The organism is Algoriphagus yeomjeoni (assembly GCF_003259505.1).
GTDB classification, from domain to species: domain Bacteria; phylum Bacteroidota; class Bacteroidia; order Cytophagales; family Cyclobacteriaceae; genus Algoriphagus; species Algoriphagus yeomjeoni.
In genome coordinates this window covers 35,941-54,008 of sequence record NZ_QLLK01000007.1, presented here as the reverse complement: position 1 = coordinate 54,008, position 18,068 = coordinate 35,941, and the positions used below count along the sequence as shown (strand labels likewise).

At 41.2% G+C, this 18,068-nt stretch carries 10 protein-coding genes; 5 read left to right on the top strand and 5 right to left on the bottom strand.

The genetic code is table 11. The features are described from left to right. Positions 1–567: 567 nt before the first annotated feature. From LV83_RS21300 to LV83_RS12850, 5 genes are all read left to right on the top strand, one after another. On the top strand, positions 568–918 hold the full coding sequence (locus LV83_RS21300) for a hypothetical protein (RefSeq protein WP_146613717.1): 351 nt from the start codon (positions 568–570) through the stop codon (positions 916–918). A 75-nt stretch (positions 919–993) separates the two neighbouring features. Then, a complete protein-coding gene (locus tag LV83_RS12865) occupies positions 994–1,536 on the top strand; it encodes a phage tail protein (RefSeq protein WP_111611950.1) in 543 nt (180 codons plus the stop codon). 10 nt (positions 1,537–1,546) lie between these two features. Continuing rightward, positions 1,547–2,089, top strand: coding sequence for a phage tail protein (locus tag LV83_RS12860; RefSeq protein ID WP_211320482.1), 543 nt, complete (start codon positions 1,547–1,549; stop codon positions 2,087–2,089). 57 nt (positions 2,090–2,146) lie between these two features. Continuing rightward, positions 2,147–10,315: an MBG domain-containing protein gene (locus LV83_RS12855; RefSeq protein WP_111611949.1), complete on the top strand. Its 8,169-nt coding sequence runs from the start codon at positions 2,147–2,149 to the stop codon at positions 10,313–10,315. Positions 10,316–10,431: 116 nt separating this feature from the next. Beyond that, positions 10,432–11,394 carry a PorP/SprF family type IX secretion system membrane protein gene (locus tag LV83_RS12850; RefSeq protein ID WP_111611948.1) on the top strand — a complete coding sequence of 321 codons (963 nt, stop codon included), beginning with the start codon at positions 10,432–10,434 and terminating at the stop codon, positions 11,392–11,394. Positions 11,395–11,498: 104 nt separating this feature from the next. Here LV83_RS12850 and LV83_RS12845 read toward each other — a convergent pair whose 3' ends face one another. From LV83_RS12845 to LV83_RS12825, 5 genes are all read right to left on the bottom strand, one after another. Beyond that, positions 11,499–12,092 carry a hypothetical protein gene (locus LV83_RS12845; RefSeq protein WP_111611947.1) on the bottom strand — a complete coding sequence of 198 codons (594 nt, stop codon included), beginning with the start codon at positions 12,090–12,092 and terminating at the stop codon, positions 11,499–11,501. Positions 12,093–12,365: 273 nt separating this feature from the next. Beyond that, entirely contained in the window at positions 12,366–13,499 is a 1,134-nt protein-coding gene (locus LV83_RS12840) for a carbon-nitrogen hydrolase family protein (protein WP_111611946.1), read from the bottom strand. Positions 13,500–13,596: 97 nt separating this feature from the next. After that, positions 13,597–15,933, bottom strand: a complete 2,337-nt coding sequence (locus tag LV83_RS12835; RefSeq protein WP_111611945.1) for a glycoside hydrolase family 95 protein — start codon at positions 15,931–15,933, stop codon at positions 13,597–13,599. A 163-nt stretch (positions 15,934–16,096) separates the two neighbouring features. Beyond that, positions 16,097–17,368, bottom strand: a complete 1,272-nt coding sequence (locus LV83_RS12830) for a cation:proton antiporter domain-containing protein (protein ID WP_111611944.1) — start codon at positions 17,366–17,368, stop codon at positions 16,097–16,099. After that, complete coding sequence (locus LV83_RS12825; RefSeq protein WP_111611943.1) at positions 17,368–18,066, bottom strand: hypothetical protein; 699 nt, start codon at positions 18,064–18,066, stop codon at positions 17,368–17,370. Before LV83_RS12825 ends, LV83_RS12830 begins: the two co-directional genes overlap by 1 nt. Positions 18,067–18,068 lie beyond the last annotated feature (2 nt).

Genomic DNA, 18,068 nt, shown 5'->3' with positions numbered 1-18,068 from the left:
TTTTATTATATTTCATTGAAGAAACGAAATAAATTAGCTAGTTTAGAATTGTGATCTTTTATGAGTGGAATGATTTTGGGCTCACAAGAGATTGTTTTAAGGTGTTTAAATTTTTGATTTTCTATGAACATTCTCAGGAATTCTAGAAGGAGTTTTATCATAAAGAGTGCATTGCTTGCTGGTGTTTTTTCGTGTATCAAATATGGTGCTTTTGCAAGTTTAGCTGATAGGAAGAGAAAGCTCCATGTCAGAGTGTTTCACGGTAATAGCTCTTTTGAAGCAGTTCAGAATACTTTTAATAAAAATTTATTAAGGTCATCCCCAAATATATTCGTGGGGAATGGATCAATTTGGTGCTCTAAAGAGGGCAGTGAATTAGTAAGGAATACCAAAAATGATTTTAAATTTTCTAGTCACTTTTTTGGCAGTAGACCAATAGATACATATGAATCAAACATCAAGAACAAAGGAAGTATAAACTCAACCTTGGTACTTGATGGAAATTTACCAAGTCGAAGTATCGCACAATATGAGTTGGTTAAAAATTCAGGACTAACCATAGGATTGATGAGAATTGGATTTTTCAATTCTTCACAATCTCAGGGTGAGACTATCAATAAAATGAATGAGGTATCTTGGATGCTAAAAAACACCAAAGGATGTGATTTGATCTATTGCTTGACTGATTGCCCAAAACAGATTTTTCCTTACTTCAGTGCGAAAGAATTGGCAGAAAACAGTCGATGCATAGATCACTTTTTTGTGAATTCACCTAGCAGCAAGGGGAACAAACTTTTCGTTTTGCGAAATCAAGAAGGAGGGCAAGTATTACTCAGCCAGAAGAACAAAAAAGACGAGAGTTTAGACGTGGTTGAGGTAGGGGGTGCTGATAGATTCTCAATTTATCAACTCAAGTAGGTTTTAAATAGAGCCTTTTGTGGCTAAACATATAGTTTAATTTTTAATTTCAGTATAACCAAAATCAATTTTATTATGGATGAATTATTAGCAACAATTAAGCTTTTTGCAGGGAATTTTGCTCCTCGTGGATTCATGCTCTGTCAGGGGCAGATTCTACCGATTTCTCAGTATACGGCTTTGTTCTCTTTGCTCGGCACTACCTATGGTGGGGATGGTAGAACTACTTTCGCTCTGCCAAACCTTAGCAGCAGGGCACCTATTGGACAAGGGCAAGGACCAGGGTTAAGTCGAATTAATCTTGGACAAGCTGGAGGGGCTGAACAAATAACCCTGACTATTCCAAATCTTCCAAATCATACTCATCCAGTGAATGTGAGTTCATCAGATGGAACAACTAATGTCCCGACAGATAAGGTACTTGCCTCTACTTCCGTGGTAGTAGAAAGGGGCGGGGATGCAGTTCCAGTTTTAAGTTATGGTTCTACCCCAAATGCCCAGCTTGCGGCTACTGCTTTAGGTTCTACAGGTGGTAATATTCCAGTGCAACTAAGGAATCCGTTTTTAGGACTTAACTACATTATCTGTGTACAAGGGATTTTCCCATCAAGAAACTAAGAATATTATTATGGAAGAAATGATCGGAGTAATCAAATTGTTTGCAGGGAATTTTCCCCCTAGAGGTTGGGCGTATTGCGACGGGACGTTGTTGGCTATAAGTTCAAACGATGCGTTGTTTTCAATTTTGGGAACAACTTACGGCGGTGATGGTAGAACTACATTCGCATTACCGGATTTAAGAGGTAGAACACCTATAGGAACGGGGACTGGGCCTGGCTTTTCTACTATCACTCTTGGCGGAAAAGGAGGCATCGAATTTACGACTCTTACTACCTCAAATATGCCAAACCATTCTCATGTTTTTAATGTGAGTTCAAATCCTGGAACAACAAATAATCCAACGGGCTCATTTGTGGCACAGAGTACCGTAGTTTTAGAGCGAGGCGGAAGCCCAGTTCCCTCTCCGGGTTTTTTGGATTCCTCAAATTCACAGTTGGCATCCAGTACCATTAGTCCAGTAGGTGGAAGTCAGCAAGTATCGTTGAGAAACCCCTATCAGGCTACTAATTATATTATTTGCCTATATGGAATTTATCCTTCCAGAAACTAAGTTTTAAAACACCCGACCCTATTCGGGGTCGGGAATTTTTATTTAAATAAAAACCTGATGATACCTAGAATCCTCAAAGCCATTTTTACAGTATTGCTTTTTGCCAGTGGTACAATTTTGTCTAATGCGCAAACGACTGTTAATTTTAACTCATATACTGAAAACGTTGGATTACCATCTCCCCATGTAGAAGGTGAACTGGAGTTTGAGGCAATATTGGGAACTTCTGCATCCTGTTCAGGTTGCATAGGAATTGATTTCAACGAGGGAAAAGATAATTCCCCAGGACTTGATGACGCTAATTTTAGTCCTGAAGGTATCAAGGGTTGGAAGATTTCAAAAGCGGATAATTCATCTTTTCAATTTTTAAGTATCTGGCTTCAACATAGAGGGGACGGATCTTCAATTTCAGGTACTATTAAAGCTTTTAAAGGAGCAACTCAGGTAGGAAATACAGTAAATATTGACTTCAATAGTTCAACAAATGGGTTAAAATCTTTTTCATCGAATCCTGATTTTTACGATGTAGATGAAGTTAGAATTGAAGGCACAGATTTGTTTATTATTTTGGATGAAATCACTTATGGAGATCCATTTGTTGTAGGAGGAAATGACCCAGCAGAGGTGACAGGGATCAATTTAATCGGGGCTCCCTTGAGTACCGCTACATCCATTCAATATCAGGTCGAATTCTCGAAACTAGCAAAGAATGTTACTGCGGATGACTTTGAACTAACCAAAACTGGAACAGCCGATGGTACAATTGGTTTGGTGACAGGTAGTAATGCTACCTATACTGTACCCATCACAGGGGTATCAGGTGAGGGTACATTGCGTTTAGACTTAAAAGCAGGAACGGACATCGCAAATGAGAATGATGTGACTGGGACCTCCGCTTTTACCACAGGTCAGGTCCATAACGTAAGTCCATGTTTGGTAGAAGACTTTGAAGATGAGACCATTGGCACTAAGGTATTCAGCTATGGGGGTTTTAATTTTACGATCACCGGAAATCTGGAAGTTTATACAGAAACTCCATCCATCGGAATCAATAGTTCTAAAAATGTTCTGAAAAATACCGGAGTGGGACCTTATACCATCAGCTCAAATTCCGGAGAAATTAATCTGAGCAAAATCGCATTTTTCCTTTCGTCTGAAGTTAGTGGTGGCAACCCTACGGATGATGGTTCTATTACGGTTGTTGGTAAAAATGGTGGGGCAACTGTTTATACTATTTCCAAAGCATCTGGATTCCCAACAGATTTCAGCGCCAATAGCGGCTATTATATTTTTGATTTAGAGACGGAAGGTGGAGTTGATAATTCGGACATTTCTGTTGATGAAATTGAAGTCACAATAGGAGGTGCTTTCCAATACATTAACATCGATAACTTCGAATTCTGTGCCGACAATGTAGCACCATCAGGTTACTCAGTAACCATTGACCAAGATCCAATTACCCCAGATAATGATGATGTAGTGAGCTTTACTTTTGCTGGAGCGGAAATAGGAACTACCTATGAATACACCTTCACTAGTTCAGGTGGTGGAACGCCTGTTACCAACACAGGGACAATTTTAACGGCTACAGATCAGATAACTGGGATTGATTTAAGTGGTTTGGGATTAGGAACAATCACTTTAACAGTTAACCTAACTGATGCTTCAAATAATGAAGGGCTGCCGGCACAGGATCAAGTACAAAAAAGAGTTGTCACTGTCCCAGTAGCAACTCCTCCAACAGCCCCAGTGGTAACAGAAGATGATGTAAATGTTGCTCTGGCAGATGATATTCAAGTGACCGACGCGGATGGTGACGATCAGACGCTTACGTTTACCATCACTGGAGGAACAGTAACTCTTGGTACTGCAGGGATTACCTTTGCAGGCTCAGGTAATGGCTCGGCAAGTTTCACTGCAGCGGGTACACTAGCAGCTCTAAATACAGCATTGGATGCTGCCACTTTTACACCTACACCTGATTTATTTGGTACGAATGCCGGTGGGATTTCATTTGTGTCCGATGATGGAACTGCCACATCTGATCCTGCTTCTGTGACATTCGATATTACAGGAGTAAATGATGCACCAGTCTTTGATGGAAATAGAGTTATATCTTATACAGAAGGAGGAACCGCCGCGAAGTTTAACGAAGGTGGAAATATAGTGTTAAGTGATGTAGAAGGAGATAATATAATCGAAGCGAAAATTACTTTTAATGATAAAATCACTGGAGATGTACTTTCTGTAGAGGCTCCGAGTCCTTATAGTGTCACGCAAGAAGGTGATGTAATTACACTTTCAGGTACAGGCTCAGTTGCCCAAATGATTGCAGCACTGGAATCTATAGAATATAGTCATACTGGAAATGATCCAACAGTAGGAGGAACAGATAATAGCAGAAATATATCCATACTAGTAAAAGATGCTTCAAGCCTTTCTTCTAATTCTTTGGTAGTACAAGTGTCTTTAACAGGAATCAATGATGATCCTACAATGTCGGATCTACCATCGGACATTAGTGTAGTAGAAAATACAGCTAGCAACATTGATCTATCAGCTGCAACCTTTGGAGATGTTGATTCCGGATCAGGGATTGTACGATTATCTTTCTTGGTTTCCAGTGGCACCTTGTCAGCGACTAGTGGAGGTGGTGTAACAGTGACTTTCCCAATTCCGGGAGCCATGAATTTAGAAGGTACAGCTGCAGCGATCGAAAGTTTCTTAAACACTCCTTCCAACATTCAGTACACAAACGCGCTTGGATCCACGGGAGATAATGCTGCAACGCTGAGTGTTTCGGCTACTGATAACGGAAATACAGGAGATGGGGGTGGTACAACTGTTAATCTCGGCGTGATAAACATTGATGTGGAAAGCTTTATATCGTTTTCTATCAATGACCCAGCTGTGACTGAAGGAAATGCTGGTACTACAAGCCTACAATTCACTGTTTCTCTAAGCGCTCCTGCACCTGCTGGAGGTGCAACTGTGGATTATGCTACCTCAGATGGCACTGCCACTGCAGGGTCAGATTATACTGCCGTAAATGGAACATTGAGTTTTGCAGTCGGAGAAACCAGCAAGACAGTTGACATTAGTATTTCGGGTGATCAAATTGTAGAGGTTGATGAGACCCTGACTTTAATGCTTTCAAACCCTACGGGTACTAATGTTACCATCGTGGATGCTTCAGGAAATGGTACCATAACTAATGATGACCAAGCTGCTGTGACTATTGCAGATGTAGCTGTTGATGAGAACTCAGGTACTGCAACGATTACTGTGGCTCTGGACAATGCAGTGGATGGGGGCTTTGATGTAGATGTTAGTACCGCTGATGGTACCGCCACTACTGCAGACAGTGATTACACAGCAGTGACTGCCCAAACTTTGACTTTTGCCGGAACGGCAGGAGAAACTGAAACCTTTACGATAACACTAGGCGCAGATACCAAAGTAGAGGCTGATGAAACAGTAGTTATCGGAATGAGTAACCTGGTACCCGGATCTGTGGCTGGAGGAAATATAGCAATTACTGATGGCGCAACCCTAACCATAACCAATGATGACCAGGCCACAGTTACCATAGCTGACGTAAGCGGCAATGAAGATGATGGGCCTATTACAGTTACTGTGACATTAGACAATGCTGTGGATGGAGGCTTTAATGTTGATGTGAGCACAGCGGATGGTACAGCTGTAGCAGGAAGTGATTATACTGCTGTGGTTGCCCAAACGCTAACTTTTGCCGGAACGGCAGGTGAAACAGAAACATTTGCGGTCACGCCAACGGCAGATGCTGTGACAGAGCCTAATGAGTCCGTCAGCATTGCAATAAGTGGTCTTTTACCAACCACTGTGTCATCAAGTGCTATTGATATTACTGATGGGGCCACGGTAACAATATTGAATGATGATATTGACGCTCCAAGTAAGCCAGATTTAGTGGCTTCAAGTGATTCTGGCGTAAGTGATACTGATGATATTACCAATGACAGGACTCCAACTCTTCGAGGAACAGCCCAACCAAATATTACTATTGAGATCTTCAGTTCTGTAGATGGTTCGCTTGGCGAAACCACCTCAACTGATGCTGGTGAATGGGAATTTACACCGGCGTCCGAGCTGAGCCCAATTCTAGGAGCGACAGCCGTATCTCATGATTTTACGGCTAGAGCCAAAGACCTCTCGGGGAATTTCAGCGATTCTGACCCATTAACTGTGGTGATAGATACCAAGGCACCAGCTCCAATTATTATTAATGGCCTTGCAATTCAGTTGGATATGAATGGAAATTCACCAACCTTGATAGCTAGTGATTTCCTAGCTTCTCCAATAACTGATGATATTTCTGAAGCCGCTGATATTCTTTTAGAATTGGATAAGAATTCTTTCGATTGTTCCAATTTAGGTGTCAACATAATCAGAGTTACAGCCACGGATGAGGCCGGAAATTCGGATTATTCAGAAACAACTGTTTTGGTACAGGACAATATTCTCCCAATAGCAAGGGCAAAGAATATTACACTGAATGTGGATGCTTTTGGGGCAGTTAATTTAGATCCAGTTACAGTGGATGACGGATCTAGTGATAACTGTAGTATTGTTTCGCGGACTTTAAGTAAAACAGAATTTACAGGAGCAGATGTAGGACCAAATAATGTGAATTTAACTGTTTTCGATGGCAGTGGTAGTTTTTCAAGTGCGATTGCAGTAGTGACCGTCGTGTTAGTTCCAAAGGTTTTAACAATTACTGCTGATCCAGGACAGTCAAAACTCATAGGAGCAGTTGATCCTGTATTCACATATTCTGCCTCAGGATTTGAGGGAACGGATGATGAGACAATTCTGACGGGAGCACTTTCAAGAGCGGCAGGTGAAACCATAGGAACCTATGCCATCAATCAAGGTGACTTGAGTGCTGGGCCAAACTATACAATCAATTTTGTTCCAGCTGATTTTGAGATCAAGAAAGGCACTCTTCAAATAACTGGTTCATTTAATGCACCTGATAAAGTATATGATGCTACAACGGCATCAACTATCTCAGTGAATAACCTAAGCCTAAGTGGTGTTGATGCCACGGTTCCTGATGTATCTATTGGCACCGTTACTACTGAGTTTATTGATAAAAATGTTGGGGTTGGAAAAGAAGTAAGAATCACTTCAATCACATTGACAGGAGCAGATGCAGGTTCTTATGATATTGATTATACTGGAGCACCAACTTCTGCAGCTACTATTTCTGCTGCACCGATTTCAGTAGTTGGTTTTAGTTCTAATAATAAGGTTTATGACGGTACGACAATAGCTTCTCTATCTGGGACTCCGTCAGTTACTGGAATTGGTGCAGATGATGTTTCTGTGACAGGCACCCCTATTGCTAATTTCTTACAGTCTAATGTTGGAGTCGCTATCCCTATAACCGTAACAGGGCTTACCTTGGATGGGTTGGATAAGGATAATTATGTGATTATCCCACCTGCAGGATTGGAAGCGAACATTACAAAAGCGCAACTATTGATCACCGCCAATCCTAATCAAAGTAAAGAGTTTGGATCAGCCGACCCAATATTCACTTATTCATCATCAGGATTTGTAGGAGGGGAAACCGATGCTATCCTGACAGGAGCATTAAGTAGGGCTGCAGGGGAGGATAAGGGGACTTATCCAATTAATCTTGGGACACTAGATGCCGGGTCAAATTATACGATCAACTTTACAGGAGCTGACTTTACCATTGCTTCGAAAGTGTTGAACATCACAGCAGATGCCGGGCAAATGAAAGTCTATGGCGAAGCCGATCCTATCTTTACTTATGTAGCTACAGGATTTGAAGCTGGAGATAATGAATCGATTCTTACCGGAGTCTTATCAAGAGCAGCTGGAGAAAATGTTGGTAATTATGCGATCAACCTAGGAACACTTTCAGCTGGCAACAATTATACGATCAACTTCATTTCGGCTGACTTTGAGATCACCAAGCGTACCTTGTTTATTACTGTGAATCCAAACCAAGCGAAAGTCTATGGACAGCCTGATCCGGTATTTACTTACGTGGCTAGCAACTTTGGTAACGGCGATACGGGTGCAGTCCTTGCGGGTGCATTAAGTAGATCTCCTGGTGAGAATATAGGAATGTATCCAATCAATTTGGGCAGTCTGAGTGCCGGAGGAAACTATACGATCAACTTTACTTCAGCTGACTTTGAGATTGCTGCTAAAGTATTGAACATCAGAGCAGATGCAGGCCAAAGTAAGGTGTTTGGAACGACTGACCCTGTATTTACTTATTCAGTTAATGGATTTGAGAATGGAGATACCAACGCTATTCTGACAGGTGAACTTGTTAGAGCAGCAGGAGAAAACGTTGGTAGCTATTCAATAAACCTTGGAACTTTGAGTGCTGGTGCTAACTATGCCATCAATTACGTCGGAGCAAATTTTGTGATAACCAAAGCGGTAATCACTGGCATTACAATGGCAGACGGAAGTTTTGTTTATGACGGTACAGCTAAGTCGTTGGCGATTACCGGAACACTTCCTACAGGAACATTTGTCCTTTATACTAACAATTCTAGGACTGATGTTGGAACACAGGAAGTAACAGCTACGATAAGTGGTTCCAATTATATGAACCTAGTCTTGATGGCGGATCTTACAATTACTCCGGCATCTATTGAAGGAATTACCTTTGAAGACGACTCATTTGTTTATGACGGTACAGCTAAGTCGTTGGCGATTACCGGAATTTTACCAACGGGAGCATCTGTAGCTTATGCTAATAACAGCAGAACTGATGTAGGCATACAAGAAGTAACAGCGACTATTTCTGGAAGTAATTTCACATCCTTTGAGCTCACTGCAGATTTAGAAATCACCAAAGCGATTCTAGAAGTCATAGCCGATGCAGATCAGAGTAAGTTGTATGGAGAAGCTGATCCACTATTGACCTATTCTGCTTCAGGATTTGGAGTTGGAGATGATGAAAATATATTAACAGGAACCTTATCCAGAGAACTTGGAGAGGGTGTAGGAAGCTATGCGATTACTATCGGGACTTTAGATGCCGGTGCTAATTATACCATAAACTTTACAGGAGCTGATTTCGAAATCATAAGTAATGACACAGATGGTGATGGTGTTCCGGATGATATAGAGGAAGAGCAAGGTACCGATTCTGAAGACCCAATGGATTATTTGGATACTGATGGTGATGGAGTTCCGGACTATGTGGAAGAGCAAGAGGGAACTGATCCTGATGATGCAGGTGATTACTTGGATTCTGATGATGATCTGGTTCCAGATTATGTAGAAGATCAACAGGGAACAGATCCTGAAGATGGTACTGACTTCGAAGATGAAGACGGCGATGGAAATCCTGATTATGTGCAGGAAAGAGCTGTCACTGAGTTTGTAATCGAAAGTATGGAAGCACTTTGGGGAACTGATCCGGGAGATTTGAAATTGCCTACCGAGGTAGTTGTAATTACAGCTCAAGGAGAATTTATCAATCTTCCAGTGGTGTGGGATCTTACAGGTTATGACCCGTTAGTTTCAGGAACAACAAACTATTTAGGCACGGTTGACTTACCAGCAGGATTATTCAATCCGGATGACCTTCAGCCGATGCTGGAAATAACCGTATTGACCAAGCCAGCTCCGCAGGATGTAACACTTAGTGCCAATAGTTTTATTGGTATCCCAGACCAGTACTTCCAGGAAATCGGAGCCTTTACTGTAATCGACCCTAGTGATAACGTTCATATGTTCAGTCTGCCAGAAGGATTAGAGGATAATGAATATTTTGAAGTTCTTGACGGTATTCTATTCTGGAGTAGTGCAGAGCAGGCAGGAGGCAGAACTACTTTCACTGTTGTTCTACAAGTGACAGATCGTGCAGGGAATGTGCTTGAGAAGAGCTTCCTGATTACCAGAATGCGTACGCCTTTAGATCAGCTCGATGTGCCAAATACCTTCACTCCAAATGGAGATGGGTCGAATGATACATGGGGTGTGCTGGCACTGCGCTACTATACAGGTATCAGAATCACAATTTTGAATGTTGGTGGAGAGGTAGTCTTTTATACTGAAAATCCTGACGTTCAGTGGGATGGCATATTCAATGGCAATGAAATGCCTGTAGGTGCATACTTGTATGTTATTGAAGTGGGTGAAACAGGAGAAATACGAAGAGGTATGCTGAATCTGCTAAGGCGATAATTTTGACTTAAAGCAAAGACCTGAGTTTAGGCATTAGCACTTAAAATATAATAGGGATAGAATTAAAGGGAGGCGTTGGAAGACGCCTTCCCAAGCAATTTTTAAAAGGAAACACCATGAAGGAAATAAAATACATCGTAGCGGCATTTTTTCTGATGATAGGAGGGCTGTCCCAAGTCCAGGCACAATCCCGGAAATATGTATCGAGCTTTAACCTTTTCCAGAGCTACTATAACCCAGGCTTGACTGGCTATGAAGGATCCACCGTAAGGGGCTTTGTGCGGAACCAGTGGTCTGGAGTAGATGGGGCTCCTAAAACTTACTTTTTCAGCACTGAGCTAGACTTTGGAGAATTGGCAGGAGAGGAAGACCCAGCGTTGATGGGTAAGAACGCCATCTCTGTAAATGTGCTTTATGATACCTATGGTGCATTCAGAGAAACTGAACTGACATTGGGATATGCGAGTAGAATCAGGATTTCAGAGACGCATAACTTAAGGCTTGGAGCAGGCTTGAATTACCAGAGTGTGCGATTGGATGGAAACGCACTCACGACCGAGGAGCAAAATGATCCTACACTGGGGCAGTACGTCGGGCAATTTTCAAATATGAATGTTGTAGACTTTAATCTGGGTATAGCATTGACCCATGCTAATTACTATTTCTCTTACGGGATTCGTCGTGTTAACGGCGGTAAGATCACCTCAGGAGATGAATTTATGGATGCCTATCCAGCAAGTTCAATTTTTCAGGCTGGCTACAGAAGTGCTGTGAGTGCCAACCTAGCTGTGATAGTTAACGGAATGTACAGCATCCAAAAGAATCAGGACGATAACATCGAATTAAACATTAAAGCCCTGATGATGGATAGAATCTGGCTAGGGATTGGTCATAGGATAGACTATGCTACCAATGCGCAATTTGGAGTTGTGACCAATAGACTTCGAGTTGGTTATGTATATGAATTTCCTACGGGTGGAAGTTATAATCTTCCAGGCAATACACATGAGTTTACCGCAGTCTTCAACCTTTTCAGAGACAATGTGAGAACAGATTCTCAGCAGGTGGTGATGTGGTAGAGTATCAAGCCATCAATCTAAATACAAGAAAAATCCCTGTTTCAGGCATGCAACAGGGATTTTCATTTTAGAACAAATATGATAAATTCTTAACCTTAGAGTATTTAATCCCGCGGAGGAGTAATCATAATGTGTGCTCTATGCGTACCCGGATCCATAATCCAAGGCATACCTGGCGCACTAGGTTTCAGTGGAAGACCAGTAGTCTCTGGAGTAGCCCAAGGTAAATAAACCACATACCTCAAATAGGTATCCGAGACATCTCCGGTGGTCGTGTTATAATTTTCTGCATCGGCGCTTAGGACAAAAAGAGTCGCCCCCTCCTTGGGCATTTTGAGCTTGCCACTTTTGGCTTCAGCCTCTCTAGTGTCAAAGATTTCTTGAAATGACTTTCCTTCTTTTTTCAATTCTCGCCCTCTGATCATGAATGGTTCCAAATCTGAAGCATAGCAGGAAACGCTAAATCCCTTACCATTAGGATCATCTGAGATACAAATCATCTCATTTTTACCTTTTTTCAACTCTACGAGTTCTCCGTTTTCATTGTATCCTAAAACTGTAGCATCCGATTGTTTTTCTTCTGGGGCAGCCATCACTGCTGTTTTGATTTGAATTGCGGGGGATGGAATTATCACTTCTTGTGAGAAAGCTGGTGAAATCGCCAAGCAGACTGCCGTTGCACTTAAAAATGTTTTCATGATATCAGGGTTTAGTGATAAGGTAATTTAAGCTTTATTAGGAAGGTTGACAACTTGATTGTCAAACTTTTAGAGCCATACTTACTCATCAAAACAATGGGCTCGCCTTGAGTACTTTCGCTTTCTCGAATCGGAATCTTTAGGATAAGTGCAAGCTCCCATTTCAAGAGCGATAGTTTTCATCACTGACTATGGCTCGCTTAGTATAGCAGGTGACTTATAGCTTTTCATGCAAAAAAAAATCACCTATGCTTTACCTCACATTGAATTATCCTAAAAATTCAGCGACCAAATCCCACCTTTTCCGGCAGGAACGACGGGTAAAACAGTATTATTAATTACAGCAATTGGGTTGCCTGAGGGATCCATATTCCACATATTCCCTCTGAAAAACACATTAAATCCAACCTTAGCTTGGGTAACTCCTATGCGTTTTGGCAAGCTATATTTTCGCCAAGCCTCCAAATTTGAAAGTTTGCCTATATCATTAGAATCAAGATTTTCTGGAGCCATTTTTCCATCATATCCAATCCAAGTTGAGTATTCTGTTTGATTGTCTCCTAAAAATGAAGGACTTAAAATAATTTCGGCAGATTCGATTATCGCATTTTCATAAGACTGAGCATACCAGCTGTCATTAAATGGTATTATGCATGTTTTCCCGAAGGGTAAATCAAAGACTTGTAGGTTTTGTGGATCTCCGGGAGTTGTGTAGCTGTCTTCTGAAGTATTGAGGTAGGACTTCAGGATTGGATCACCAATTATTTTTCCATCTGGTCCATACAAAAATGAAGCATTATAAAGTGGGCCTAGAAGGTTTAAATAAATCTGACCATCGACTACACTTGGATCAGGTAAAAGGATAGAGCCTCCGACTATATAGGTATCAGTCTCCATAGCTAGCCCTCCGAAGGTCTCATTGTATACCTTTAGCATTGATTTGGCTTTCATTCTGATTATAGACGAAAACTCTTTATTTGGCTCATCTCCAGTTTTGATGTATCCCAATAAAAAATCAAAAGCATTGCTAATTGCTAAAGTTCTCAGTGCTTCGTTTAGTGTTTTCTTCTTATTTAGGTTACGTTTTTCATCAACCAAAAACAACCAAGTGCCAATATTCTCTGGATATATAACTATTGTATTTTTTTGAATGAAGCCCTTTCTATTAGCAGCAACTAAATAGGCTTGAATTTTCTCTTTGAAATTAATTTGGTTAAAATAGTCTGACACCTCCATGAAGGGCTGTATGCCCACAATATTCCTTGTTAGAGAGTCCGAAGGATTGATTTCCTGAACAATCGATAGTAGGCTGTTAGTTTTCTCCAAAGGAGTGTTTCTCCCGTAAAACGACCAAATAAGCCAGATGAAAACTATTAATATGATTAAGGTGATGAATCTTCTGATCATTGACTGAATTTAGCGAATGCTAGATGAAAACGACTTCTAATAATACAGGTGGTTTGTATTTTATTATTTGACTTGTTGGAGTGGTGACTATCAATATTTAAAATTCTATTTCAAAGCTTTGGCCTCGCTCAAGGTCAATGTCCATTTCAGATCCATCATATAAAACCAAGATTTTTCCAGTTTTTCCAGCCTGAATTCTACAAGTCTGTAGTTCACCATCTTGCCAAGTCATGTCTATGGTATAGTCTCCTCTGGCTTTCAAGCCGGAAACACTGCCACTTGCCCAAGCTTTAGGAAGAGCTGGAAGCAGTCGAATAAGTCCGGTTTCATGAGATTGAATCAGCATTTCTGCAACTCCGGCGGTGTAACCGAAATTTCCATCTATTTGAAATGGAGGATGTCCGTCAAATAAGTTCGGATATAAAGATTGAGCGAGTAGCCTTTGGATGTGCTCGTGTGCCATCTCTCCATCTAGAAGTCTAGCAGAGAAATTAATCAACCAAGCTCGGGACCAACCAGTGCCAGCTCCGCCATTTGCCAATCTAAATTCAAGGGTTTTCCTTACCGCAGCAAATGCCTCTGGAGTTTCACTTTTTGTGATGGCATCTCCAGGGTGAAAAGCATACAAATGAGACATGTGTCGGTGTCCTTTTTCATTTTCCTCATAGGGCTGATCCCATTCCAATATTCTGCCATCCTCAGCTATTTGAACTCCAGGTCGAAGGTTAGGGAGTTGAGTTTTTACTTTTTCACGAAGTGGCGTTTCTTTTCCAAGAAGCTCAGATGCTTTCAAGAAATTATTAAAAACATCTGCAATGATTTGTTGATCCATTGCCGCTCCCATCGTGGTGGCTACTACTTCTCCTTTACTGTTGACAAACTGGTTTTCTGGTGAAGTGGAAGGGGAGGAAACAAGTGTCCCGTCGGCTGGGTATTCTACTAACCAATCAGAATAAAATGCTGAAATAGCCTCAAGAGCAGGAAAGGCTCGCTCTTCAAGAAATTTCCTATCCTGAGTAAATAAATAATGATCCCAATAATGTCTGCCTATCCAGCCTCCAGCTCCAATCCAACCTCCCCAATAAGCTGTAGCTGCTCGTAAAAAGGCTACTTGCCAAAGATCTGTGGTATGTGGGACCATGGAGCCAGCCATATCGAAATTCTCTCGGGCGGCATTTTTACCATTTTCTATTAGCCCATCAATAAAATCAAATAGTGGTTCATTTAGCTGACTCAAATTGGTGACGTCGGCTGGCCAATAATTCATCTGCAAATTTATATTTACATGGTAATCTGCATTCCAAGGAGCTGCAATATGTCTATTCCATAATCCCTGTAAGTTTGCTGGATTTGTACCTGGCCGACTTGACGAAATCAAAAGGTATCTTCCATAGTCGAATAAAAGCTTTTCCAAGTGCAGGTCAACTTCTCCGTTTTTGACGCGCTCAATTCGGGCGTCGGTTGTGATATTGTCAGGTTCATTAGGACTTAACTGAAGGTCCATTCGCTCGAACCAGGAAGCATACTCAGTTTCGTGGGTGCGTAGTAGCTCACCCCAGCTCTTCAGCTGGATTTTTTCTAATTGACGCTCCGCCTCAGCCTCAAAGTTTTCATGATAAAAAGAAGTAGCTGAGACTAATTTCAGCATGAATTCCTTGGCGCCGGATATCACTAGTGTGGAATCAGTTGTGCTTATCTCACCAGATTGGTTTTGAGCAAAAAGTAAGGTTCGGAATTTGACTCCATTCAAAATCTCAACAGGCTTACTGTCTAGTTGCCCTTTGCGCTGTGTGATCATTCCTGACATCTCAAGTTGTCTGTCATTGAGGGCAGTAGTTTTTGCGGTAGCAAAACCATTGTCTTCAGGCCTATTCATGGATATTTCTCCATTGAATCCTTTTGGGTGATTGGTTTTGAATCGGATGATCAATGCATTGTCAGGCGCAGAAGCAATTACTTCTTGGCTGACTTCAAACCCTTCGGAAATAAACTGAGTGAGGACCGTTGCTGTCTCAAGATTTAAACTCCTCCTGTAATTCTGGGATTCTATCCAGTCAAAGTTAAACCACAGGTCACCCATGGTCTGATGAGATCGTGTGACACCTTTTCTGGAGAATTTCAAGACTAGTAACGAATCTGCTTTTTTATTGTCACCAGCTAGCAAATAGGCTCTGATTTGATCTAGATCAGCTCTTTTTCCTTCTGCCAACCCCCAATCTTCATAGCCTCCAGGCCAAAGTGAATCCTCATTAAGTTGCAAATGTTCCTGACCCGGTATGCCCATTACCATCGCTCCCAGACGGCCATTTCCCACAGGCAACCCCTCTTCCCATTCTTCTGCAGCTTGATTATACCAAAGGATGGAAGTGGATTGGGAATACGCTAGATTAACTAGGGACAGAGAGATGAGGGCACTCGCGAAGAACTTTAGCATGGTATTTTGGGTCAAAAAATAAGATTACAATAAATCTTTGAAGTCCCCAACCATAAATGTTCTAAAATTCAGATAGCGCAGTAAAAACAGTGGTATTGAAGTAGCTGCTTTATTGCCATTGTGCAATAAAAGCTTCTTGAGATAATGGAATAGGGTTTAAATTTTACTTATCCTCATTTTCTAACACGCTTGGTACCTTCCATTTTACCGACCCTACAGCTCTTCCATTTGCCAAATCTACTGCTTTGGCAGATCGTCTTTTTTCATAGATCATGGCCACAGTCATTATTAGACTGGTTCCAATAATTACAAAAAGCAATATCCCAGGCTCAAATCCTGGTACTATAGCTTCCTCAGGAATAGCATAATAGAGCAAAACAGTGATTAAACCCCTTGGTGCTATAAATGCCTGAGGGATAACGTCTTTTCCTTCAAAAATCCATAGTAGGATTATACGAATACCATAAATAGATAGAATCAGCATACTACTGATCAAAGCCACCTGCAGGTTGAAAAGAGAGGTGATGGTAATAGTAAGTCCAAAAATCACAAAGAAAAGCGTCCTAACCACAAATGCGGTCTCTCCCGTAATGGTGTGCAGTTCATGGTATATCTGGTGTGCTTTGTCATAGTCCAACCATTTGGAAAGTCGTCCTTTGAAAAACAACTTCATATTGGCGATGACCAAACCAAAAATCAAAATTATGATTAGTGATGATAGGTGCATTTTTTTACCTAAAGCATAAAGCAAGAGCAAAACAGCGATCATCAAAAAGAGCTTTACATTGCTTTTGATCTTCTGAAAAATCAAAATAATAGCGTAGCTCGCTATCAACGAGATGGTAATAGTTAGTAGGAAATTTCCTCCAAATCCTACCAATCCTGAATCTTCAGCAGGATTTAATTTACCGGTAAGGAAGTAAAAAAGCATGATGCCTAATATATCAGAGAAAGTGCTTTCGTATATATGAAACTCACGCTTTTTAGCTCGTAATCCAGCCACGCTAGGAATGATAATGGCACTGGATAAAATCGACAAAGGAGTAGCATACAGCCAAGCTGACTGCATGCTCATATCCGAAATGTAGTAATAAAGGATGCTCGCAGCTGCCCAAGTGGAGAGGCCAAGCCCAATAAGAGCAATGGCCAGTGATTTGAGAATTGGAATCAATTTCTCGCGCTTGAGTTCTAACTCAAGTGCCGCCTCCAGCACGATCATGATTAGTCCCACTATTCCTAGAACCTCTAATATTGGGAAAAAGTCAATTGTTTCAGAGGTGAAGTATTGCAAAATATACTGTAAAATGACCCCTAAGGCTATCAGCATCAATACTGCAGGGATATTCGTTTTCCTCGATAAGCCATTAAAGAGAAAGGAAAGTATAATAATCACTGAAAACTCAATGATCAGATTATATGAAGAGATTAATTCCATTAGGCGTCAAAGTTTTCAGTAGAATTTGTCATGACTTTATGGTCGTGCAGGTAATTGATGAAGTCTTCATGTCTTGCACCTTTTACCAAGGTGTAATGCATCAAGAAGATTTGCTTATTGGGTAGCTCTTTTAGATTAGTCGGTTTGCCCAAAGCTAGAATGGGATGGTTAAAAACTAAATCCAAAAGAGCTTCCTTGCTAAGATCAGTTTTAAGATAAAGAGCCCGTTGAAGCACGTTCGTCTGATTGGAAATCAGCGTAAATCCGGTTTTGTCAAAGAAGTTGTACCAAACCCAGCGCTCGCCTTGGTCAGTACCAAGTACCATCCCCAAGCTTCCAATTCTGTTAATTCTGCCGTGGATTTTTCCAGCTTTCACTAGGGTGTCTGTGACCACCATTGGGCTAGCACGGATGAACAAACCACTGATATAATTACCCAATTGCTTGTATGCAAAACCTGCAACCAAAACTATGATTAAGCCATGAGTGACGGGGTCTAGAGCAATGAAGCCCCCAATAATAACTAACCAGGCAAGTGGCTTGTAGAAAAGTCGAATCTTATTAAGTAAGGCTAGGTACCGATCGCTAATACGTCTTTTTTTCAAATATCGGGTAAACCCGAAAAAACAAAGGGATAAGAAAAAGTAGATCGCAAAGACGATTAGGATTAATACGTAAAGATCATTCCAATAATTCATGT

What these genes read in the sequence shown, in the direction of transcription:
- LV83_RS21300 (WP_146613717.1), top strand. Translation starts at nt 568, where the DNA reads ATGAGAATTGGATTTTTCAATTCTTCACAATCTCAGGGTGAGACTATC.
- LV83_RS12865 (WP_111611950.1), top strand. Translation starts at nt 994, where the DNA reads ATGGATGAATTATTAGCAACAATTAAGCTTTTTGCAGGGAATTTTGCT.
- LV83_RS12860 (WP_211320482.1), top strand. Translation starts at nt 1,547, where the DNA reads ATGGAAGAAATGATCGGAGTAATCAAATTGTTTGCAGGGAATTTTCCC.
- LV83_RS12855 (WP_111611949.1), top strand. Translation starts at nt 2,147, where the DNA reads ATGATACCTAGAATCCTCAAAGCCATTTTTACAGTATTGCTTTTTGCC.
- LV83_RS12850 (WP_111611948.1), top strand. Translation starts at nt 10,432, where the DNA reads ATGAAGGAAATAAAATACATCGTAGCGGCATTTTTTCTGATGATAGGA.
- LV83_RS12845 (WP_111611947.1), bottom strand. Translation starts at nt 12,092, where the DNA reads ATGAAAACATTTTTAAGTGCAACGGCAGTCTGCTTGGCGATTTCACCA.
- LV83_RS12840 (WP_111611946.1), bottom strand. Translation starts at nt 13,499, where the DNA reads ATGATCAGAAGATTCATCACCTTAATCATATTAATAGTTTTCATCTGG.
- LV83_RS12835 (WP_111611945.1), bottom strand. Translation starts at nt 15,933, where the DNA reads ATGCTAAAGTTCTTCGCGAGTGCCCTCATCTCTCTGTCCCTAGTTAAT.
- LV83_RS12830 (WP_111611944.1), bottom strand. Translation starts at nt 17,368, where the DNA reads ATGGAATTAATCTCTTCATATAATCTGATCATTGAGTTTTCAGTGATT.
- LV83_RS12825 (WP_111611943.1), bottom strand. Translation starts at nt 18,066, where the DNA reads ATGAATTATTGGAATGATCTTTACGTATTAATCCTAATCGTCTTTGCG.